The sequence below is a fragment of the Microvirga arabica genome (assembly GCF_016811235.1).
GTDB classification, from domain to species: Bacteria; Pseudomonadota; Alphaproteobacteria; order Rhizobiales; family Beijerinckiaceae; genus Microvirga; species Microvirga arabica.
In genome coordinates this window covers 23,661-44,880 of the sequence record NZ_JAFBID010000014.1, presented here as the reverse complement: position 1 = coordinate 44,880, position 21,220 = coordinate 23,661, and the positions used below count along the sequence as shown (strand labels likewise).

Sequence of the window (21,220 nt, the reverse complement as noted above, 5' to 3'; positions counted from 1 at the left end):
CCGCACCGGGAACGTGGTGCCGTTCGCGTTCGTCCGATAGTGAGACGACCTCTTGAACCGTGATATGATGCGCCCGCAGGGAGAGCTGGCATCCTCAGTAACGAACGGACCCTTGTCAATTCGGAGGGCCTCAACGGCAGAAGTGGGATCGCCGCCGTGCCTGCGGAGCGAATTCAAGCTGAGACTCTACTCAGGGGTTGCCGTCGCTTAAGTCTACGTCAACTCGTTAACGCACAGTCCAAGCGTGCAGTCGTTCCATTCTTTCGAGGCTGAGACAACTGATTTGAGCTGCTGTGGGCTATGCACTCCGTTTTCCGGGATATCGAGACAGGCGAGTCAGTTGAGGCACCTCATGAGACAGGGGGAAGACAGCCCCCAGGACAGCCTAAAACAGCTCCAAAGTTCCTTTTGGCTGACGCAGCCTTAGCGTACGTCAACGTTTGCTTGAAGAAGCGCCCCACAAGACAGGAAGACAGGCCCCTCTCTTGAGATGAGTCACCCCCTGTCTTACGAGTCAACCAAGACACCCCAACGGCTGAACCTCAGCGTACTTGCGGCGTCTCGTCTTAGGTCGCCTCTTGCTAAGGGGCTTTGACGACCGCAAAGAAGCAGGTGCCCCAACCAATTTTGGCACTAATGGCACTATTGGCACACGACTATGTCCGCTTACTCGGTCTCGAGCCTGCGTAGAAGTATCGGGTTGACGACGAATTCAGTAGGTGGCCGTCCCATTCCAGGCCCTCCAGGCTTCTCCAACGGACGTATCCAGTTCGCTTCCGTCAACGCTTCACAAGCTATCTTCATGGCTTTTGGCTCGCGCAGGCCTCTGTTGATCTTGCGGCGCGTCGTGCGAGCATTGAAACGCTGAGGTCGCTCTTGACCGATCCAGCGCGCTAGCTCCATCCCAAGTCGGTCCTGCTCCGGAATAGCGGCTTCCCCGAATACCCGCTGAGCCATTAGCAGGAAATAGTGCTCCACCAGGTAAATCGCATCTTCCATAGCCTCCTTGCTGATCTCCTCAGGCTCTGGACGAAGGCCGGAGGCCTGTGACCAGGCCAGATACTCCCGGGTTAAGGCCAGTCGGAGCACATGACCGGGCGCCTTACCGAGCGTGCCCTGCATCGGTCCGTAAACGTCACGCGCCTTCAGTTCTGCCGTGTAGCTTTCGAAAAGAGTAGCGGCTGCCTCCGCTAGGGGAACAAAGTTCGGTTCCAGCAGCCCCTCCTCAGTTCGGGACATGGGAAGCAGTTGAAGGCTTCGGAGGGCGGTGAGTTGGTCCGAATTCCCCACACATTGGCGTTGTAGACGAAAACTGGTCACGCGCTCAGGCCAGAACCAGAGGTAACGCGCCGCAAAGCCATCATTGAACCCGCCCGTTATCAGCGCGAGCTTCTCGGGCTGGATACCGCCGAGGACCGATACAGAGAGACGTGGGATTATTACCGGCTCTGGGCTGTTCTTGCGATCGATTGTGTACGGCCGCCCCCCATACGCCTCGATCCAGAACTCCCGTTCGCCATTGCCGGACGCCGAGTAGCGCCCAAACGAACCGAACCATCCGGCAAGCTCATCCCGGTGAAGTAACAGGCCTTTTGGATTGACTTTGAGGAGCACTGCTAAAGCTTCGGGGGTGGTATCTCCCACAAGAACCCGTGGCATTGAAATGGGTTCTGGTTCAAGCGCGTCCGATGGCCGGGGTGGGGGCGGTTCATCCCTCTGAACTGCGGTCTTCACTTGCTGCTGCCAATGCTCCTTGGCAGCACGCGCCTTCTGGACCAGTTCTTCGTGATCAAGCCGCTCTTGGCGGGTGGCCTCAATCGCTTCTTGCTCCAGGGTTCGTAACATCTCGGTACATGGGTCCAGTGCAGGGCCTTTTCCGGCGCTCGGATCACCGACAGCGGAGAGCCACAGCACAGTGGGCTCCTTCCATTCTGGAGAGGCTAGAACTTGCCGTGCATTGCCGATTAGGGCTGCCGCACCACCAAGCAGCCCTGCGGCTACGTAATCTACTGGCACACATCTGGCTTCGGCATGGGCCTTGCACCACGGACCCCAGAACGGTCCCAGTGTATCGACCGGGAAATGTGGCGGTGTGGAACGACCAGAGCCAAGGGAAGAGAGGTCTGGCTCCGCCCATTCACTGTCACTCAACTCATGGGTTGCTGTGCCAAAGGTGCCAATGGTGCCAGAAGTCCTGTTCGGAAGGGGAGGCTGGGGGCTCGCGGAACCACCTCTAAGGCCGCTCTCGATCGTAGCGCGAGCCGGCTTTTCGCCGTCGTCCCGAACGTGACCGCAGCGTACAGCTGCATCAAACAAGGCAGAGCGGACGAGATCTGCCGATATCCATCCGGCAGCGACTATCCTCCCTAGTTGGAATGCGGCGCTGTTGAGTTGGTCATTTCGCTTGCCTCGTGTTGCACTCGCCACCTCATTGCAAGCATTGCGGAGCGCCTGCTCGGCGTATGCCTGCTCGCGCGCGAATAAGCGGCTTGGTGTGGTCTTCCCGTCAAACGCTGCCGTAGTTCCACGACGTTTCGGCCGGATCAGCTCAACGAGCCAGATTGGAACTTCGGGGATGGTGCCGCCTATGAAGGCCTTGGTGAGATGTGGGCTCCCTTCCTTTTCGCGCCAAGGCGCACCATCAGGACGAAATGCGCCTGGCGCTATGATGAAGCCGCCATGCCCACGCATGTTAATCCCAGCTGGAAGGGCCCCCTCGCTGTTTCCAAGCGGCTCCTCGGCGAGGTTGCGAAAATAGTAATGCTCGCCGTGACCTGGGGTGATTGTTCGAACAACACCATCCGGTAGGCCGTACCTGTCGATAAGTTCCTGAAGGGCTTGAACACCATCGGGGCCACCATGACGGTCTGCGTCAATAACCACGAGCTTGGCCAAGCCGAGAGCGATACCCGGAACAGCATGAGGGTACCTCTTCCAGTGCGCCCTCACGTTGTCTTCGTCGGTGATTGCGCGCTCCTTCCAACCAGAGATGCACGGCTTCTTAGTCCAGAGTCCAGATCGTGGGTTGCAAGTGGCCGTGGCAGGCAGAATGGGTAAGCCTGCATGTACCAAACCTAAAGCAGCCTCCAAGTTAGCGGCTTTGAGCAACCTATCCATGGCTCACCTCCGCTGAGGCGAGGTAAGCAAAGGTGTTCAACCCGCTAAGTCTTGCAGCTGTGAGATAGTACCTGGAGGCTAGGATCGCGATAGTATTTCCGCTTTGACTCAGGGCCAGGCGGGAGATCAAGCCACCGATGTGGTGTCGCTGAGTAGATGTAGAACCATAGGGCTCAAGGATTAGCATGTTTAGCTCTCTCTATGGAGAGCCGCTCTAGTGAGAGGATCGTGACATCAGGCAATGGCCGTGGTAAGTTGAATTGTGAGTACAGCTTGCCTCGGCAGGCGCCAGGGCCGTCCTCCCGCTGGAGGCGGCCCTTACTTTTTGCTCGTTCTTTGGGAACGTCCGGGATTGGAAACGCCTTTGCCCTGGTTGTCGGGAGAAGATGGCTGCAAGAGTGGAAGTGAGCGGAGCCACTCTTCTCCATCCTCCCGGAGAATGATGGTTCTGCTGCCGAGCTTACGTGCTACCAAACGGCCTGCAGCGATCTCCTCATAAATCTTAGTTCGTCCTGTGCAAGCTTCTTCAGAAAAGCTTTCTACACTGTAGGCTAGTGGGGTTCGTTCCGTTGATGGCATCGTCCACCTGTATCCTGCTGAATAGCGGCGGACCCAACGTGGAGCAGTCTCACTTGCGATAATAATCAGGAAACATTTTTCGCAAGGACACCGCAGCGGCCTCTCGCTGCTGCTCTCGGTCATCATCAACGGTGTCATTCGGGAAAAAACTAGATGTGACTGTCAAGACTGCCGACCAGCTCGGCATGTCGGAGATCTCAGATTTTGATACAGTAACAATCTCTTCTAACTCACTCATTGTCAGAGGGCGGCTTGAAAGTTCAGATTTGAGCTTAGAGAGACGAGTAAGAAGCGTGCTTATCTGCGACTTTCTGGTTTGATCCCGTTTCTTACTTACATTTGCGTCAAGATATCTCGGATTGGCTTTGAGGTAGATGTGCAATGCGTCAGCATCCCTCTCAACATCTTTATTGCTATCCTTGATTACTTGTAGCCGAATCATTAGCCTTAGATCGGACGTCCAGAGCCGGCTTTTAGGCCTTCCTCGGAGATCTTGGTCCCAATCAAATCTGATTACCTGGATCCCGTCTACGGCTAAACAGTATGCCACAGAGAACCAACGCATTTCGTTGGACGAGAATTCCTGTCCTCGGCAATAGAACTCTGCGACTTGATCTATGCGTTTGAGAGACTCTTTTACTACTGCGTCGCGCAAACGCCTCTCCCAAAGGGCGTAGTCTACTTCTGGGCGCCACCATGGCGCGATATATGACATAATGTCGTCTAGAGTTATCGTGGAAAGTTCTATTGATCCGTGTCGCGTTTCGACTCGAAACTTATTTTTCTTCGGCATCAGGCTTACCTCAATTGCTGCCGATTGCGATCTTTAGTAGTTGGCCCTCAGGGGAATTTACCTCTGCCCTGGTACGGCACTCCTCAAGGATCGAGCTTAACGCATCGTCCCAAAGAGAAAGCGCGCGACGCTTCTCGCGTGCGCGATCATAAAGATCGTAATGAACTGCGTTCACTCCTTTCGGGGTGTGGTTCAGAACAGCCTCGCGGTCCTCACGAACCACGCCGAGCTCGGAGAGCCGGGTGTTAAGTGTACGCCGAAGATCGTGAGGGGTCGGCGGCACCTTGCGCCAGCTTTCGATTGCCCTCGCGTGTGTGGCAGAGGCCAAGAGGGTAGCCTTAGCTTCCCTCCGCTGTAGACGCTCCTCCGGTGCCTTCTTGCGGCCTCCCAGCGCCGGATTTTTCTCTAACTCAAGGCCTGCCCGAAAGCGCATCATCGCAACGCTCAAGGCATGGCCTTTGATCGGAGCGTCGGCGACGGTGGAGGAGGGGAATAGCCAGGTGTACTCGCCAGCGAGCTTGAACGCCTCGAGAACCGCCTCTCGAGCTAGTCCAACGAGAGGTACATAGTGAGCGCGGCCGTTCTTTGACCTCGCGGCCGGGAGGATCCAAGCCGACCGGGCTGGGTCGTCAAGGTACTGGAACTCGTCTCTTGCCGCTTCCGCAATCTCGCTGACCCGAGCGGCTGTCGTGGCCGCGATCCGGAGTGCTAGGCCGGCTTGGTGCGAGACCGGCGGGAGGACAATTCCCGCCCAAAACAGCCGAAGCTCAGCGTCGGAAAGGACACGTTCGTTTACCTTCTCAACGCCCCTTTTCCGAAGGCGGGTACAAGGGTTTGCGCCCAGAAGTTCGCAGTCGACTGCGAAGCTAAAGACCTTACTTATAAGCGCCTGAATTCTGTTTGCCTGAGTCCCCAAACCTCCTGAGACCATCCCCTCGAGGAGCGCGATCACGTCACTCCGCCTGATCTCGTCAAATCGGCGATCGCGCCAGTGGGGGAGAACGTGGAGCTCGAGATTTCGATCGTCGCGGAACGCCGAGCGTTTGAAGCGGTAGGCGTGTTCTTGAAGATACCGGCTCGCTAGTGCTCCGAAGGTTCTCGTCTCGGCCGCCTCTCGCTCTTTCTTTTTCTCTGCAATCGGGTTTCGTCCCGACGCGACGACTCGGCGCAGATCGTCGGCGCCCTCGCGCGCCATGGCGAGCGTCACGTCCGGATAGGTCCCGAGCGTCATGCGTTGAACCTCACCCGTCAGAGGGTCGCGAAAACGGAAGGACCAAGATTTTGCTCCGGAACTTGTGACGCGAAGCGCCAAGCCACGACAGCGAGCATCCGTGATCTCTAAGCGGCCAGTCTCGGGAGGATTGATCGAGCGCACGAGGGTATCGGTGAGGATCTTCTGCACGAGCGTCTCCAAATGGGCGGTTATCCAGCCTTGGCTCTTCGGGGACACGCTGGGGGCACGAATTCGCTGGATGCCTGCGAACAGGCTTGAACAGTAGAGTACGAAAAGGCCCCAAAATGCAACAACTTAATCGGTCCGCAACGTCCGGGTCTGTCCATCGACATCTGGGGTTACGCGACTGAAAATCGCAGTGTCGGCGGTTCGACTCCGTCCCTGGGCACCACTCATTTATCCTTATACATCATAGGTTTGAAACCCGACGGCACCTGCGGTGCGGAGCGGTTATTCGGACGTTCCATCTGTTTCGGGCGACGTGTCATGGCTCGGCTTCGCCGTGTCGATCCCGAGGCTCTTCGAGATGCTGATGCTGCTTACTTCCTCGCACAGATCGCCCGGGCGATCATGCCCTTGGGGCTTTCGGTTGTAGAGAAGCAATACACCCCCGCTTCATCCATATCGAAGCGGTCGCCGCGGTTGCAGGTGCCGTTGACCGGATACTCGTTCTGGTCACAGCGTGCCGTGCAACGCGCCTGAGAGGCGCATTCCTGCACGAAGACCCGCAGAACCGTTCCGGCCGAACCCGCTTTGCCCTCGGGACCAGGAGGGCCAATCGGTCCTGTCAAGCCAGCGGGACCGATCGGACCTATAGGGCCGGGAGGCCCGATAGGACCAATCTCACCGGCAACGCCCTGCGGTCCAGGAGGTCCAGCGGGGCCTATCATGCCTATGGCTCCAACAGGCCCCGGAGGTCCTGGAGGACCTGAGGGACCGGCTGGGCCAGATTCTCCCCTTGGTCCAGGAACGCCTTGAGGTCCTTGAGGACCCTGATGTCCTGCCAACCCTTGCGGACCTTGGGGACCGGGAGGGCCCGGCTGTCCTTCGGGCCCGATCGGACCCGCCGGTCCGGGTTGTCCCTCGGCCATTGTTCGTGTCTCTAGACTGACAGGCGGTCCAGGCGGTCCAGCAGGACCCTGTGGGCCAACAGGGCCGGCTGGACCCGGAGGGCCGTCCCGTCCGGGTTCCCCCTGGGGACCGGGAATGCCGGCGACACCCTGCTGCCCTATAGGACCTTCAGGGCCGACGGGTCCCTGCGGGCCTGGGGCACCGTCGCGTCCGGGCTCGCCCTGCGGACCTGCCGGCCCAGCCGGACCAGGTTGGGCGGGAGCAGCGGCACTGGCTGTATCGGCGGGGCCTCTTTGTCCGCAGAAGCCAACCACCACCTGACGCTGCTCGTCCTCGGCCTGGATATTCACGATGCAGGTGGCGGGGTGATAGACGAGGCGGAAGGTGAAGCGTCCGTTGGCATCCGTTCTCGTCTGGTGCTGTTCGTCGAGCGTGATCGGTGCCTGGCGCGGCTTGCTCAACCGGCCGACCACGCGCAACTCCCCACCCGTGATCATCGCCTGATCGATCAGAATGTCGGCCATGGCGGGAGACAAGCTCGTGATGAAGATGGAAGCGACCAACAGACGTTTGAGCATCGTGCCTTCCCCGCTCAGAAGATCGAAGCGTCTCCTGAACGGGGGCAATGGGTCAATTCATCCGGAAGGGATATCTCCGATGCGCGCCGCACCGGAGAATGATTTCAATGCACGCCTTCCGCCTGCATGGCCTCGAGGCGAATTTCTTCCGTCAGTTGCGCCTTTAGATCCGAGAACTCCGGCGTCGTCTTCATCCGGTAGTGGCGCGGATGCGGCAGGTCGACGGGGATGTCGGCTTTGATGCGGCCGGGGCGTGCCGACATGACGATGACACGGGAGGCGAGGAAGATCGCCTCCTCGATATCGTGGGTAACGAAGAGCACGGTCTTGCGCTCGCGCTCCCAGATACCGAGCAGCAGTTCCTGCATCAACCCGCGGGTCTGGTTGTCGAGGGCACCGAAAGGCTCGTCGAGGAGCAGGATTTCCGGATCGTTCGCGAGGGCGCGGGCAATGGCGGTGCGCTGCTGCATGCCGCCGGAGAGCTGCTTGGGATAATGGTTCTCGAAGCCGCGCAGGCCCACCTTCTCCGTGTAGGAGGCGACGATCTCCTGGCGCTGCGCTTTCGGAATGCCCTTTTCGCGCAGGCCATAGGCGATGTTCTCGGCGATCGTCAGCCAGGGGAACAGGGTGTAGGATTGGAACACCATGCCGCGATCGGCACCCGGTCCCTTGATCTCGCGGCCGTTGAGCAGCACGCGCCCGTCCGTCGGACGGTCGAGGCCCGCCACGATGCGCAGGAGCGTGGACTTTCCGCAGCCGGACGGGCCGAGAATGGTGATGAAGTCGTTCTGCGCCACCTGCAGGTTGGTGGGTTCGAGTGCCCGCACCGGCGCGCCGCCGCGCACGCCGGGAAACACACGCGAGACGTTGTCGATCTGGAGGATCGTGTTGCTCATGCGAGCCTCCACGGGAAGAGCTTGCGGTTCACCGCTTTGAACAGGAAGTCGGAAATGAGACCGATGACGCCGATGATGATGATGCCGAAGATCATCTGACCCGTGGCGAGGAGCGCCTGGCTGTCGATGATCATGTGGCCGATGCCCGACGAGGATCCGATGAGTTCCGCGACGATCACGTAGGTCCAGGCCCAGCCGAGCACGAGGCGCAGGATCTCGGCAATCTCTGGCGCATTGGCCGGAATGAGCACGCGCTTCACTACGCCTTGGTCGGATGAGCCCAGCGTGTAGGCGGCCTCAACGAGATCACGTCGCGTGTTGCCGACGGCCACGGCCACCATGAGGATGATCTGGAACACCGAACCGATGAAGATGACCAGCAGCTTCTGCATCTCGCCGATGCCGGCCCAGAGAATGAGAAGCGGCACGAAGGCGGAGGCCGGCAGGTAGCGGGCGAACGATACGAACGGTTCTAGGAACGCTTCGAAGGATTTGTACGCTCCCATCATGATGCCGAGCGGCACGGCGATCAGGGCCGCGAGGATGAACCCGCCGACCACGCGCCAGACCGTGATGCCGATGTCGCCCAGGAAGCCGAAGCGCGTGAGCAGCAGCCAGCCGTCCTGCAGCATCGTGATGGGATCGGCCAGGAAGGTGCGCGACACGAAGCCGCCGAGCGTCGCGAAGGCCCAGGCAGCAACGAAGAGGACGAAGAAGGAGATGCCGAGGGTGACGCGCGTGCCCTGGCTGACCGGTTCGAGAGGACGAGGCATAAGGGATTTGCTCTGCGATCCGGAACGCAAGTTCGGGCCGCCAGGATGCTGAAATGATCAGGCGGCCCAAGGAAGCGAGCCGCCTGAAGACTGCGTTACTGGATGAAGCTCGTATCCGCCAGGGCTTCCATGTCCGGCTTCTGCTTGATGATGCCGGTCTCGAGCAGCAGGTCGGCGGCCTCGGCCGAGAAGGTCTTGAACTCGCCTGCGAAGAACTTCTTGTTGGCCTCGCGGTCCTGCCAGCGCAGGAACTGGGCCGACTTGCCGAAGGCCTCGCCGGTCTGCTTCACGTCCGCGCCCATGATCTCGTAAGCCTTGGCCTGATCCTTAGCGATCATGTCGAGCGCCTCGAAATAGCTGTCGGCCAGAGCTTTGGCGGCTTTCGGATTGTCGGCGAGGAACTTCGGCGTGCAGCCGAAGGTGTCCATCACGGCCGGGTAATCGAGCGTGGTGGCGATGATCTTGCCGGATTGAGGCGCGGCGCGCACAGAGGAGAGATACGGCTCATAGGTCATGGCCACGTCGTTCTGTCCGGCGATGAAGGCTTGCGCGGCTGGGCCCGGTTCCATGTTGACCACGGTCACGTCCTTCACGGAAAGCCCGTTCTTCTTCAGCATCCAGGCCAGCACGAAATAGGGCGATGTGCCGGGCGCAGAGGCCGCCACCTGCTTGCCCTTGATGTCCTTGATGGAGCCGACGTCGTTTCTCACCACCATGCCGTCCGCGCCGAAGCTCTTATCGAGCTGGAAGATCTGCTTGGTCGGCACGCCGTTGGCGTTCCACACGATCCAGGTTTCCACCGTGGTGGCGGCGCACTGGATGTCGCCGGACTGGATGGCAAGGTGGCGGCTCGCCTGAGGGACCTTCTTGATCGTGACGTCGAGGCCGTTCTTCTTGAAGATGCCGGCTTCCTTGGCAAGCGTCAGGGGTGCGAAGCCCGTCCAGCCCGAAATGCCGACAGCCACCTTCGTCTCTTGCGCCGAGACGGATCCTGCCGCCAGCGCCAACACGGCCAAACCACCCAATACCGCCTTCATTGCAGCCTCCGCTTTTCAAGTTCCCTGGCTCGTTCTGCCGACCGCACCCTCTGGAAGGTTTGCGCTTCTCATACCGTGCATGCTTGTCCGAGCGGACGAATGGCACCATGACGAAGCGGCAATGTCAAATGTATAGACATTATGTCCTGCCGTTGTTTTGGGCATCGTTCGCCTAAAGGGCACCCCTAAAAGTCTCACCATATGCGATGCCTTACCTGAGCCCCCATCCTGAGGAGCGTAGCGTCTCGAAGGACGAGGGCGCCTTCAGAGAGCACTGGATCCTCCTTCGAGACTCAGCCTCACGGCTGCTCCTCAGGATGAGGTTGGAGATTTATGAGCCAGCCTTCTCAGGTTTGTCCGGCGCGATCTCGACGAGAAACCCCCGGCCCGTCCCGGGGAGCAGGATAAGATCCTGCGTCGCCTCCAGCATCAGCGTGTCGAGCACCTGCAGCGAATGGATCGCTGGTCCAAGCGTCACGTCGAACGGGCCATCGAGCGGCACGAGGACGGCCGCACAGGTCTCCTCGGAGAGCAGCGCCACACCGGACTCCACGAACCGCGTCCGGTGCCGGAACTGGCCGCGCCGGGTCATGACGTTCAGATCGCGTATCGGCCCTGAGAGGAGCCGCCCTGTGGTGATGTCATCGCCGGAGAAGGAGAGCTTCGGAGAAGCCCTGTCGAGCGTATAGGCGATGCCCTCCACATCGATCTCGATGCCTTCGCCCTCGACCACGATCAGCGTTCGGTCGATGCCTGGAAAGACCGAGAACGGCCCGTCGGAGGCGACATCCGCCATGCTGATGCGCCATCTGAACGTGTCGAAGCCCGAGCCCTCCGGAAAGGCGGCGATCTCCGCCGTGGTGCCGCCGCCGTTCTTCCAGGGAACGCGAACGAGATCCTCGTTGCGGATGATGCGTGCTTTCATCAGCGCAGGCTCGGGAGGTTAAGACCGTGCTCGCGGGCGCAGTCGATTGCGATGTCGTAGCCTGCATCCGCATGGCGCATCACGCCGGTGGCGGGATCGTTCCAGAGCACGCGCTCGACGCGCTTGGCCGCTTCCGGCGTGCCGTCGCAGACGATCACCATGCCCGAATGCTGCGAGAAGCCCATGCCAACGCCACCGCCATGGTGCAGCGACACCCAAGTGGCGCCGGAGGCGCAGTTGAGGAGGGCATTCAGCAGCGGCCAGTCGGAGACCGCGTCCGAGCCGTCCTTCATGGCCTCCGTCTCGCGGTTCGGGCTGGCCACCGAACCGGAATCGAGATGGTCGCGGCCGATCACGATCGGAGCCTTCAGCTCGCCCTTGGCTACCATCTCGTTGAAGGCGAGTCCCAGACGGTGACGGTCGCCGAGGCCGACCCAGCAGATGCGCGCCGGCAGCCCCTGGAACTTGATGCGCTCCTTGGCCATGTCGAGCCAGTTGTGCAGGTGCTTGTTGTCCGGGAGCAGCTCCTTCACCTTGGCGTCGGTCTTGTAGATGTCCTCCGGATCGCCCGAGAGTGCGCACCAGCGGAACGGGCCGATGCCACGGCAGAAGAGGGGCCGGATATAGGCCGGCACGAAGCCCGGGAAGTCGAAGGCGTTGTCGACGCCCTCTTCTTTCGCCATCTGGCGGATGTTGTTGCCGTAATCGAGGGTCGGTACGCCGGCCTTGTGGAAGTCCAGCATGGCGCGCACGTGCTCGGCCATGGATTGCTTCGCGGCATGCTCCACGGCCTTCGGATCGGTCTCGCGCTTGGCCTCCCACTCTGCGAGCGTCCAGCCCTTCGGCAGATAGCCGTTGATGGGGTCATGCGCCGAAGTCTGGTCCGTCACCGCATCGGGGCGGATGCCGCGCCGGTAGATCTCCGGGAAGATTTCGGCGGCGTTGCCGAGGAGGCCAACTGAAACCGGGCTCTTGTCGCGGCAGGATTGCTCGATGATGGCGAGAGCCTCGTCGAGGGTGTCGGCGCGTTGGTCCACATAGCCGGTGCGCAGGCGCATCTCGATGCGGCTCGGCTGGCACTCGACCGCAAGGCACGAGGCGCCGGCCATGGTGGCGGCAAGCGGCTGTGCGCCGCCCATGCCGCCGAGACCGCCGGTGAGGATCCAGCGGCCGGAGAGATCGCCGTTGTAGTGCTGGCGGCCCACCTCCACGAAGGTCTCGTAAGTGCCCTGCACGATGCCCTGCGTGCCGATATAGATCCAGGAGCCGGCCGTCATCTGGCCGTACATCATGAGTCCCTTGCGGTCGAGCTCGTGGAACTTGTCCCAGGTGGCCCAGTGCGGCACGAGATTGGAATTGGCGATCAGCACACGTGGCGCGTCCGCGTGGGTGCGGAACACGCCCACGGGCTTGCCTGACTGCACGAGCAGCGTCTCGTCATCGTTGAGGTTCTTCAGCGCAGCGACAATGCGATCAAAACTGTCCCAGTCGCGGGCTGCGCGGCCGATGCCGCCATAGACCACGAGCTCGCCGGGCTTCTCGGCGACCATCGGATCGAGATTGTTCATCAGCATGCGCAGGGGCGCTTCCGTCAGCCAGCTCTTGGCGGAAAGGTCTGTGCCGTGCGGAGCGCGGATCACGCGGGCGTTGTCGATGCGGGTCATAGGACGGATCCTCAGGCTTTGGATTGGGCGAAGGTGAGACAGGTCTGGAGAATGAGCGTGAGCGCTGAACGCATGGGCGCGGCATAAGCCTCATCATAAGGCGTCGGCCACTCGCCTTCGGTGACGGAGCCGAGGGGCTCGCGCATGTAGCCGCGGCAGGCGAGCTCCATCTGGACGGCGTGAACACCGGCTTCGGGGTTTCCGAGACTTCGCGTGATGTAACCGCCCTTGAAGCGGCCATTGACCACGTGGCTGAAGCCGCTGCTGATGCAGATCTTCTCGATGGCATTGCTCAGGGCAGGCGCACAGGTGGTGCCGTTATTGGTGCCGATGTTGAAGTGGGGCAGGGTGCCGTCGAAGAGGCGCGGGATCACCGAGCGGATCGAGTGGCAATCATAGACCACCACATTGGCATGATTTGAACGCAAGCGCTCGATCTCGCTGCGCAGCGTCGCGTGATAGGAATCGAAGTAGCGGGCGCGGCGCTCGGCGATCTCCTCCGTTGTCGGCTCCGTTCCAGCCTTGTAGAGCGGCTCGCCGTCGAAGGTCGTGGTGGGGCACAGCTCTGTTGTTGCTTGACCCGGATAGAGCGACACGCCGGATGGATCGCGATTCACGTCGATCACGGTGCGGGAGATCGTCGTGCGGATCACGGTCGCACCGAGTTCTACCGCGAAGTCGTAGAGCCGCTCGATCCACCAATCCGCATCCTTGCGCGCAAGCCAGGGCGAGACGAGGCCGCGTTCGTACTCCGCCGGGATGTCCGTGCCGGTGTGCGGCAGGCTCACCACGAGGGGCGCTTCGCCACAGGTGACGGTGAGCCAGTCCGGAAACTCCGTGCTCATCACTCTGCCTCGTCCGCGACGAGCGGCAGCACGTCGCCGCCGACCGCATCAGCGAGGGCACCGGAGGCGACGAGAGCCGTGGCTACCTCCATCTCGGGCGCCATGTGCCTGTCATCATCAAGATGCGGAATCTGGGCACGCAGCAGGGCACGGGCGCGCTCCAGGCGCTCGCTGGATTGCATCGGCGCGTGGAAGTCGCAGCCCTGGACGGCGGCCAGGTATTCGATGCCGATGACGTTGGCGGTGTTCATCGCCATCGGCAGGAGACGACGTGCGCCATGGGTTGCCATGGACACGTGGTCCTCCTGGTTGGCGGAGGTCGGGATCGAGTCGACGCTCGCCGGATAGGCGCGCTGCTTGTTTTCCGACACGAGGGCTGCGGCCGTCACCTGCGGGATCATGAAGCCGGAGTTGAGGCCCGGCTTCGGCGTGAGGAAGGCGGGAAGCCCCGAGAGGGTGGGGTCGACCAGCATGGCGATGCGCCGCTCCGCCAGCGATCCGATCTCGCAGAGCGCCATGGCGATCATGTCGGCGGCAAATGCCACAGGCTCGGCATGAAAGTTGCCGCCAGAGATGACCTCGCCCGTATCCGAGAAGACGAGCGGATTGTCGGAGACGCCGTTCGCTTCCGTGCCGAGCGTCTCGGCTGCCTGACGCAGCAGGTCGAGCACCGCGCCCATTACCTGCGGCTGGCAGCGCAGGCAGTACGGGTCCTGCACGCGGTCGTCGTTGGTGAGGTGCGAGGCGCGGATCGCGCTTCCTTCCATCAGGGCACGCAGGGAGGCCGCAACCTCGATCTGCCCGCGATGGCGCCGCAGCTTCTGGATGCGCTCGTCGAACGGGCCGTCGGATCCTTTCGCCGCATCGGTCGCGAGCGCGCCCGTCACTAGAGCGGCTTGGAACACCCGCTCAGCCTCGAAGAGCCCTGCGAGTGCCAACGCGGTCGACACTTGCGTTCCATTGAGAAGCGCCAAGCCTTCCTTGGGTCCCAGGATCAGCGGGGTGAGACCGGCCCGTGCGAGGGCAGCCTCCGCTTTCACCCGCACGCCATCGACGAAGAACTCGCCGACGCCCATGAGGGCCGCCGTCATGTGGGCGAGCGGGGCGAGGTCGCCCGAGGCACCGACCGAGCCCTGGCCTGGAATAACCGGAACCAAATTCTCCTTCAGGCAGGCCGTGAGATGCTCGATAGTGGACCAGCGCACACCGGATGCGCCTTGTGCGAGGCTCGCGAGCTTCAGCGCCATCACCAGACGAACTACGGAAACAGGCAGCGGCTCGCCGACGCCGGCGGCGTGCGAGAGCACGATATTACGCTGGAGCGTCGCAAGGTCGGCAGCGCCGATGCGCACGCTGGCGAGCTTTCCGAAGCCCGTGTTGATGCCGTAGACCGGATCGCCCTTCGTGACGATGGTCTCGATTGTCTTCGCGCTGGCCTCGATGGCCCTGCGGCAATCCTGATCCAGGGCGATATCGGCGCTGAAATAGACGCTGCGCCAATCGGCCAGAGAAACGGAGCCGGGGTGAAGCTTGATGGGTTGTATCACTGTCCCCTCCAGACACGGGCGTTAAGCGGGTTGAAGCCGATGCGGTAGACGAGCTCCGCCGGCTGTTCGATGTTCCAGATCGCGAGATCGCAGCTCTTGCCGGGCTCGAGCGTGCCGATCTCATCGAGCTTTCCAAGAGCGCGCGCGGCCTCGCGCGTCACGCCGGCGATGCATTCCTCGACGGTCAGGCGAAACAGGGTGGCGCCCATGTTCATGGTGAGGAGCAGCGAGGTGAGCGGCGAGGTGCCGGGATTGCAATCGGTCGCAAGCGCCATGCGGGTGCCAGCGTCACGGAAGGCAGCAACCGGCGGAAGCTTCGTTTCGCGCAGCATGTAGAAGGCACCCGGCAGCAGCACCGCCACCGTGCCGACCTTCGCCATGGCGGCGGCGCCTTCCTCGTCCGTGTATTCGAGATGATCGGCCGAGAGCGCGCCGTGATCGGCCGCGAGCTTCGCTCCATGGAGGTTGGAGAGCTGATCGGCATGGAGCTTGATCTTCATGCCATATGCCTTGGCGGCCTCAAACACGCGCGCGGTCTGCTCGGGTGAAAACGCGATGCCTTCGCAGAACGCATCCACAGCATCGGCCAATCCTTCGCGGGCGAGCGCTGGCAGCATCTCCCGGCAGACCTTGTCGATGAACGCATCTTTGTCGCCGTTCGCCTCCGGCGGCAGCGCATGGGCACCGAGGAATGTGGTGGTGACGGAGATGGGGCGCTCTTCTCTCAAACGGCGCGCGGCCCGCAGGGAGCGTGCCTCCGTCTCAAGATCGAGCCCGTAGCCCGACTTGATCTCGATAGTCGTGCAGCCCTCAGCGATGAGATGATCGAGCCGGGGCAGGGCGCTCGCTACGAGCGCGTCCTCGCTTGCCGCGCGGGTCGCCTTCACGGTGGACACGATGCCGCCGCCGGCACGGGCGATCTCCTCATAGCTCGCGCCCTTAAGGCGCAGCTCGAACTCGTGGGCGCGGTCGCCGCCATAGACGAGGTGCGTGTGGCAGTCGACGAGGCCTGGGGTGATCCAGCGGCCCTCGCAGTCGATTCGCTCGACCGCATCCCAGCCTACGGCCATGTCCTGCATAGGCCCGGCAAAGGCGATGCGGCCGTCCTTAGCGGCAACGGCGCCGCTCGCGACGATCCCGAGACCGTCACCTTTGAGCGTAGCAAGACGAGCGTTGAGCCAGACTCGGTCGAAGCGCATGTTCCTGCTCCGGTGCGTTTGCGATTATGTCTATACATAACTGCAGACAATCGGTATTGTCTAGACGTATTCAATCGGCTCTGATCGTCGGGCGGCGGCATGGCTTTTTGGCGGCTGCCAAGGTCAGGTTGTTTTGCAGCAAGGGTATCAGCGATGCGCAGGCTCATTCTCGATCACGCTCTCCTGCCCGCCGGCTGGGCCCGGAATGTCGGCCTCAACATTGAGGGCGGGACGATTGCCGCCGTCGAGCCCAATGCGTTCGCCGAGGGCCGTGAGCGCGTTGCTGGCATCGCGCTGCCCGGACTGCCCAACCTGCACAGCCACACCTTCCAGCGTGGCATGGCGGGCCTCGGCGAAACGCGCGGGCCAGAAGGGGACAGCTTCTGGACTTGGCGCCAGGTGATGTACCGCTTCCTCGGCTCCCTCACGTCGGACGATGTGGAGGCCGTGGCGGCCTTCGCCATGATGGAGATGCTGGAAGGCGGCTTCACCGCGCTCGCTGAGTTCCACTACCTGCACCACGATGCCGAGGGCCGCACCTACACAGACATCGCGGAACTCTCCGGGCGGATCGCCGCTGCGGCGCACGAGACCGGCATGGGCCTGACGCTCCTGCCGGTCTTTTATGCGCAAGGCGGCTTCGGCGGTGCCGCGCCAACGGAAGGGCAGCGGCGCTTCATCAACGATGTCGAGAGTTACGCCCGTCTGCTGGAAGGCGCGCGCAAGGCCGTCACTAGTCTCGAAGATGCGGTCGTCGGCATCGCGCCCCATAGCCTGCGCGCCGTCACGCCGGAGAGCCTTCGCGAGGTCGTCGCGATGGCAGGCGAGGGGCCTGTCCACATCCACATCGCCGAGCAGGTGAAGGAGGTGGAGGATTGCCTTGCATGGTCAGGGCAGCGCCCGGTCGCGTGGCTGCTCGATCATGCCCCTGTTGACCGGCGCTGGTGCCTGATCCACGCCACGCATCTCGACCCGCAGGAGGTGAAGGGCATCGCATCGAGCGGCGCGGTGGCAGGCCTGTGCCCGATCACCGAGGCTAATCTCGGCGACGGCATCTTTGAGGGCGTTGACTATTTCGCCGCTGGAGGTCGCTTCGGCGTCGGGTCGGATTCCAACATCGAGATTTCGGCTCCGGGAGAGCTCAAGCAATTCGAGTACAGCCAGCGCCTCAAGCACCGTGCCCGCAATGTTCTGGCCGAGCGCGAGGGGCAGTCGACGGGGCGCAGCCTCTACGAGAAAGCGCTGGCGGGTGGAGCGCAGGCGCTCGGGCGGCGGATCGGCGCCATCGCCGAGGGGCATCGCGCCGACCTCGTCGTGCTCGATGCGGATCATCCCGATCTCGCCGCCGTCTCAGGGGATCGCTGGCTGGATTCGTATGTGTTCGTGACCGGCAAGGCCGCCATCGATACGGTGTTTGTCGCGGGCAAGCCCGTGGTCACGAGTGGCCGGCATGTGAACCGCGACGCGATCCGCGCCCGCTATGCGCAGGCCATGGCCCGTATCCTGGCCTGAGAGAAGATTGAAGCGGCATGAAACACCTGCACCAGCGCATCCGCGACGACATCGAGGCCAAGATCATGTCCGGCGAATGGGCGCCGGGGCACCGTATTCCCTTCGAGCACGAGCTGATGGCGGAATACGGCTGCTCACGCATGACCGTGAACAAGGTGCTCTCGACGCTCGCCGCCAATGGCCTCATCACACGCCGGCGCCGCGCGGGAACGGTGGTGGCGGAGCCGAGCAACCAGCAGGCAGTGCTGCAGATCCAGGATTTCGCCCTTGAGGCGGCACGCGCCGGTGTCGAGTACCGCTTCAAGATCCTGCACCGTTCCATCGAGCCCATCGATGCCGCCGCCGCGCAACGCACCGGCCTGCCGGCGGGTACGGAGATGCTCTGTGTCTCGACGCTCCATGTGATGGATGACGTGCCGCAAGCCTTCGAGCAGCGCCTGATCAACCTTGCGACTGTGCCTGAAGCCGGCGAGGAGCCGTTCAAGGAAGACCCGCCCGGCACCTGGCTGTTGCGGCGCGTGCCGTGGACGGATGCGGAGCACATCGTGCGTGCTGTGAATGCGAATGGTACGCTGGCGAAGCAACTGCAGATCCAGACGGGAACAGCCTGTCTCATGCTGGAGCGGCGGACCTGGCAGGCGGGAGCCTTTGTGACCGAGGCACGGATCACTTATCCGGGCGACAGGCATCAGCTCGTGGGACGCTTCTCGCCGGTTGCGTGATCAAAATACTCCTCAACGTCATGGCCGGGCTTGTCCCGGCCATCCCGATCAGAAAGGCGCCTTTCTTAGTCGAGATCACCGGCACAAGGCCGGTGATGACGAATAGGACAGAGAGCGTTTGACGTTTACCCCAAAGCTGAGCGCAGATCCTCGATCAAATCGTCCGCATCCTCGATGCCGACCGACAGGCGCACGAGGCCGTCGTCGATGCCGAGTTCGGCCCGCACTTCCGGGGGCACGGAGGCATGGGTCATGATCGCCGGATGCTCGATGAGGCTTTCCACGCCGCCTAGGCTCTCGGCCAGGGTGAAGAGCTGGCAGCGCTCCAGGAAACGCGTCGCTCCGTCGAGCCCACCCTTGATGCGGGCGGTGATGATGCCGCCGAAGCCACGCATCTGGCGCTTGGCGAGTTCATGCTGCGGATGCGAGGCGAGGCCCGGGTAAATGACGCCATCGACGCCAGGATGCGCCTCAAGGAATTGCGCAATCTTGAGCGCCGAAGTGCAGTGCCGCTCCATGCGCAGCGACAGGGTCTTCAGGCCGCGCAGGGCCAGGAAGCTGTCGAAGGGGCCAGACACGGAGCCGACCGCATTCTGCAGGAACGCGATCTTCTCACGGATCTCCTGGTTCTGGCCGACGATCACCACGCCGCCCACCATGTCAGAATGGCCGTTGAGGTATTTCGTAGTGGAATGCACCACGATGTCGAAGCCGAACTCGAGTGGGCGCTGCACCCAAGGGCTGGCGAAGGTGTTGTCGGCCACAAGCCAGGTGCCGTGTCCGCGCGTGGCCGCCGCAGTGGCTTCGAGATCGGCGAGCTTCAGGAGCGGGTTGGTCGGTGTCTCGACCCAAACGAGCTTGGTGTTGGGGCGAAGCGCCGCCTTCACGGCATCCGCATCGCCGAGATCCACGTAAGTGATGTCGAGACCAGCCGATTTCCGGCGCACACGTTCGAAGAGGCGGCGCGTGCCGCCATAGAGATCGTCCGAGGCGACGATGTGCGAGCCATGCTCCAGCATGTCGAGGACTGTCGCGCTCGCGGCGAGCCCTGAGGAGAACGCGAAGGCTGCCGACCCACCCTCAAGATCCGCGATGCAGCGCTCGAAGGCCATGCGGGTCGGGTTTTGCGAGCGGGCATATTCGAAACCCTTGTGAACGCCCGGGCTCTCCTGCGCAAAAGTTGAGGTGGCGTAGATCGGCATCATCACGGCGCCAGTGGTGGGATCCGGCGACTGGCCTGCATGGATGCAGCGGGTGGCGAAATCGAGCTGGTTGCGGGTGGTCATTGGGGCTGGATCCGGAAGAAGTTAATGAGGTCGATGCGGGTGGCGAGGCCCACAAAAGCGTCGCCATCCATGATCATCGGCACGAGACCGGCGGCGAAGAGGGGCAGAAGCTCCCGCACGGGAGCATCGGCCGCGATGGTCTGCAGGCGCGTCACCATCACGTCGCGCACCGGCCTGTCGAACACGTTTTGCGGCGCGGCCTCGTTGGCCACCAGCGCGTCGAGAATGTCGCTCTCATCGATCAGCCCAACCACGCGGCCGTCGTCGATCACAGGCAATTGCGACACGTCGGAGGATCGCATGCGGGCGAAAGCCGAGCGCAGGGTCTCGCTGGGCGAGACGAAGATAGTGGCGCCCTCTCCGAAAGGATTGATCACCACGTCGCGGACCGTGCCTGTCACCTTGCGATCGAGCCAGCCTTCCTGCGCAATGAAGGCATCGTTGAACACCTTCGACAGGTATTTGGCGCCCGTATCGCAGACGAGGGTGACGACACGCTTCGGCTCGGTCTGTTCGCGACAATAGCGCAAGGCTGCTGCCAGCAGCGTGCCGGAGGAGGAGCCCGCCAGGATGCCTTCCTTGCGCAGGAGCTCCCGCGCCGCCGAGAAACTTTCCTTGTCGGTGATGGAATAGGCCTTCTTCACCAGGGAGAGATCACAGTTCGGCGGCACGAAATCCTCGCCGATGCCCTCGACGGCCCAGGAGCCGGCCTCAAGCATTTCGCCGGTCTCGACCAGCGGCGCGAGGATCGAGCCAGCGGGATCGGCCAGCACCATGGCGGTTTTCGGCGATGTTTTACTGAGAAAGCGCCCGACCCCGGTGAGCGTGCCGCCGGAGCCGACGCCGACCACGACCGCATCCACGTCGCCGTCCATACCCTCCAGGATCTCGGGCCCTGTGCTCGCCTCGTGGGCGGCGGGATTGGCCGGGTTCTCGAACTGGTTAATGTAGACGGCGCCGGGCGTCCTGGCGGTGATCGCCTGAGCGAGGTCCTGGTAATAGTCCGGGTGGCCCTTGCCCACGTCCGAGCGGGTGATGACGACCTCGGCGCCGAGCGCCTTGGCATGCAGCACCTTCTCGCGGGACATCTTGTCCGGCACGACGAGGAGGGTGCGATATCCCTTGCTGGCGCCGACCAGCGCGAGACCGACTCCGGTATTGCCGGCCGTGGCCTCGATGATGGTGCCGCCGGGCTTCAGGCGCTCTTCGGCTTCCGCCGCCTCGATCATGGCGCGGGCCGGCCGGTCCTTGATGGAGCCGCTGGGATTGGCGCTTTCCAGCTTCAGGAAGAGCCTGCAGGAACCTGTGCCGAGACCTGTCACCTCGACGAGAGGGGTCCGGCCGATGAGGTCCAGAGCGCCGCGCGCAGCCATATTATCATCTTTCAGATGTGAAATAAAATATTGCGTTTCATTTCGATGTGAAACTACCTCGTCTTTACA

17 protein-coding genes are annotated in these 21,220 nt (G+C 62.4%); 3 read left to right on the top strand and 14 right to left on the bottom strand.

Annotated elements, in window-relative coordinates; translation table 11 throughout:
• Positions 1-666 precede the first annotated feature (666 nt).
• From JQC81_RS09870 to JQC81_RS33030, 4 genes are all read right to left on the bottom strand, one after another.
• Positions 667-3,117: a DUF3987 domain-containing protein gene (locus JQC81_RS09870; protein ID WP_203271649.1), complete on the bottom strand. Its 2,451-nt coding sequence runs from the start codon at positions 3,115-3,117 to the stop codon at positions 667-669.
• Between the two features lie 628 nt (positions 3,118-3,745).
• Positions 3,746-4,489 (bottom strand): hypothetical protein, encoded by a 744-nt coding sequence (locus tag JQC81_RS09865; protein WP_203271648.1) that lies wholly within the window; start codon positions 4,487-4,489, stop codon positions 3,746-3,748.
• A gap of 10 nt (positions 4,490-4,499) precedes the next feature.
• Positions 4,500-5,891, bottom strand: a complete 1,392-nt coding sequence (locus JQC81_RS09860) for a tyrosine-type recombinase/integrase (protein WP_203271647.1) — start codon at positions 5,889-5,891, stop codon at positions 4,500-4,502.
• 371 nt (positions 5,892-6,262) lie between these two features.
• Entirely contained in the window at positions 6,263-6,514 is a 252-nt protein-coding gene (locus JQC81_RS33030; protein WP_246520332.1) for a hypothetical protein, read from the bottom strand.
• Positions 6,515-7,087: 573 nt separating this feature from the next.
• On the opposite strand from JQC81_RS33030, the gene JQC81_RS33025 reads away from it, so the two are divergent.
• On the top strand, positions 7,088-7,474 hold the full coding sequence (locus tag JQC81_RS33025; protein ID WP_246520331.1) for a hypothetical protein: 387 nt from the start codon (positions 7,088-7,090) through the stop codon (positions 7,472-7,474).
• Positions 7,475-7,476: 2 nt separating this feature from the next.
• Here the strand turns inward: JQC81_RS33025 and JQC81_RS09850 are convergent, their stop codons facing one another.
• The 8 genes from JQC81_RS09850 to hutI form a co-directional block, all read right to left on the bottom strand.
• Complete coding sequence (locus JQC81_RS09850) at positions 7,477-8,268, bottom strand: ABC transporter ATP-binding protein (protein ID WP_203271645.1); 792 nt, start codon at positions 8,266-8,268, stop codon at positions 7,477-7,479.
• A complete protein-coding gene (locus JQC81_RS09845; RefSeq protein WP_203271644.1) occupies positions 8,265-9,041 on the bottom strand; it encodes an ABC transporter permease in 777 nt (258 codons plus the stop codon). Before JQC81_RS09845 ends, JQC81_RS09850 begins: the two co-directional genes overlap by 4 nt.
• Positions 9,042-9,136: 95 nt before the next feature.
• A complete protein-coding gene (locus JQC81_RS09840; protein ID WP_203271643.1) occupies positions 9,137-10,078 on the bottom strand; it encodes an ABC transporter substrate-binding protein in 942 nt (313 codons plus the stop codon).
• A gap of 331 nt (positions 10,079-10,409) precedes the next feature.
• The gene (locus JQC81_RS09835; protein WP_203271642.1) at positions 10,410-11,003 is read right to left on the bottom strand and encodes a HutD/Ves family protein; all 594 of its coding nucleotides are present in this window, start codon (positions 11,001-11,003) and stop codon (positions 10,410-10,412) included.
• Entirely contained in the window at positions 11,003-12,667 is a 1,665-nt protein-coding gene (gene hutU / locus JQC81_RS09830) for a urocanate hydratase (protein ID WP_203271641.1), read from the bottom strand. Before hutU ends, JQC81_RS09835 begins: the two co-directional genes overlap by 1 nt.
• An 11-nt stretch (positions 12,668-12,678) precedes the next feature.
• Positions 12,679-13,512 carry an N-formylglutamate deformylase gene (gene hutG, locus JQC81_RS09825; protein WP_203271640.1) on the bottom strand — a complete coding sequence of 278 codons (834 nt, stop codon included), beginning with the start codon at positions 13,510-13,512 and terminating at the stop codon, positions 12,679-12,681.
• A complete protein-coding gene (hutH, locus tag JQC81_RS09820) occupies positions 13,512-15,056 on the bottom strand; it encodes a histidine ammonia-lyase (protein WP_203271694.1) in 1,545 nt (514 codons plus the stop codon). Before hutH ends, hutG begins: the two co-directional genes overlap by 1 nt.
• Positions 15,056-16,258, bottom strand: a complete 1,203-nt coding sequence (gene hutI / locus JQC81_RS09815) for an imidazolonepropionase (protein ID WP_203271639.1) — start codon at positions 16,256-16,258, stop codon at positions 15,056-15,058. Before hutI ends, hutH begins: the two co-directional genes overlap by 1 nt.
• Before the next feature lie 153 nt (positions 16,259-16,411).
• Here hutI and JQC81_RS09810 point away from each other — a divergent pair, with 153 nt between their 5' ends.
• Complete coding sequence (locus tag JQC81_RS09810) at positions 16,412-17,770, top strand: formimidoylglutamate deiminase (protein ID WP_203271638.1); 1,359 nt, start codon at positions 16,412-16,414, stop codon at positions 17,768-17,770.
• A gap of 17 nt (positions 17,771-17,787) precedes the next feature.
• Positions 17,788-18,492 carry a histidine utilization transcriptional repressor HutC gene (gene hutC / locus JQC81_RS09805; protein ID WP_203271637.1) on the top strand — a complete coding sequence of 235 codons (705 nt, stop codon included), beginning with the start codon at positions 17,788-17,790 and terminating at the stop codon, positions 18,490-18,492.
• Positions 18,493-18,617: 125 nt separating this feature from the next.
• Here the strand turns inward: hutC and JQC81_RS09800 are convergent, their stop codons facing one another.
• Together JQC81_RS09800 and JQC81_RS09795 are read right to left on the bottom strand one after the other, a co-directional pair.
• The gene (locus tag JQC81_RS09800) at positions 18,618-19,778 is read right to left on the bottom strand and encodes a cystathionine gamma-synthase (RefSeq protein WP_203271636.1); all 1,161 of its coding nucleotides are present in this window, start codon (positions 19,776-19,778) and stop codon (positions 18,618-18,620) included.
• Entirely contained in the window at positions 19,775-21,151 is a 1,377-nt protein-coding gene (locus JQC81_RS09795; protein WP_203271635.1) for a pyridoxal-phosphate dependent enzyme, read from the bottom strand. The genes JQC81_RS09800 and JQC81_RS09795 overlap by 4 nt, the downstream gene beginning before the upstream one ends.
• Between the last annotated feature and the right edge of the window lie 69 nt (positions 21,152-21,220).

What these genes read in the sequence shown, in the direction of transcription:
- JQC81_RS09870 (WP_203271649.1), bottom strand. Translation starts at nt 3,117, where the DNA reads ATGGATAGGTTGCTCAAAGCCGCTAACTTGGAGGCTGCTTTAGGTTTG.
- JQC81_RS09865 (WP_203271648.1), bottom strand. Translation starts at nt 4,489, where the DNA reads ATGCCGAAGAAAAATAAGTTTCGAGTCGAAACGCGACACGGATCAATA.
- JQC81_RS09850 (WP_203271645.1), bottom strand. Translation starts at nt 8,268, where the DNA reads ATGAGCAACACGATCCTCCAGATCGACAACGTCTCGCGTGTGTTTCCC.
- JQC81_RS09845 (WP_203271644.1), bottom strand. Translation starts at nt 9,041, where the DNA reads ATGCCTCGTCCTCTCGAACCGGTCAGCCAGGGCACGCGCGTCACCCTC.
- JQC81_RS09840 (WP_203271643.1), bottom strand. Translation starts at nt 10,078, where the DNA reads ATGAAGGCGGTATTGGGTGGTTTGGCCGTGTTGGCGCTGGCGGCAGGA.
- JQC81_RS09835 (WP_203271642.1), bottom strand. Translation starts at nt 11,003, where the DNA reads ATGAAAGCACGCATCATCCGCAACGAGGATCTCGTTCGCGTTCCCTGG.
- hutU (WP_203271641.1), bottom strand. Translation starts at nt 12,667, where the DNA reads ATGACCCGCATCGACAACGCCCGCGTGATCCGCGCTCCGCACGGCACA.
- hutG (WP_203271640.1), bottom strand. Translation starts at nt 13,512, where the DNA reads ATGAGCACGGAGTTTCCGGACTGGCTCACCGTCACCTGTGGCGAAGCG.
- hutI (WP_203271639.1), bottom strand. Translation starts at nt 16,258, where the DNA reads ATGCGCTTCGACCGAGTCTGGCTCAACGCTCGTCTTGCTACGCTCAAA.
- JQC81_RS09810 (WP_203271638.1), top strand. Translation starts at nt 16,412, where the DNA reads ATGCGCAGGCTCATTCTCGATCACGCTCTCCTGCCCGCCGGCTGGGCC.
- hutC (WP_203271637.1), top strand. Translation starts at nt 17,788, where the DNA reads ATGAAACACCTGCACCAGCGCATCCGCGACGACATCGAGGCCAAGATC.
- JQC81_RS09800 (WP_203271636.1), bottom strand. Translation starts at nt 19,778, where the DNA reads ATGACCACCCGCAACCAGCTCGATTTCGCCACCCGCTGCATCCATGCA.
- JQC81_RS09795 (WP_203271635.1), bottom strand. Translation starts at nt 21,151, where the DNA reads ATGGCTGCGCGCGGCGCTCTGGACCTCATCGGCCGGACCCCTCTCGTC.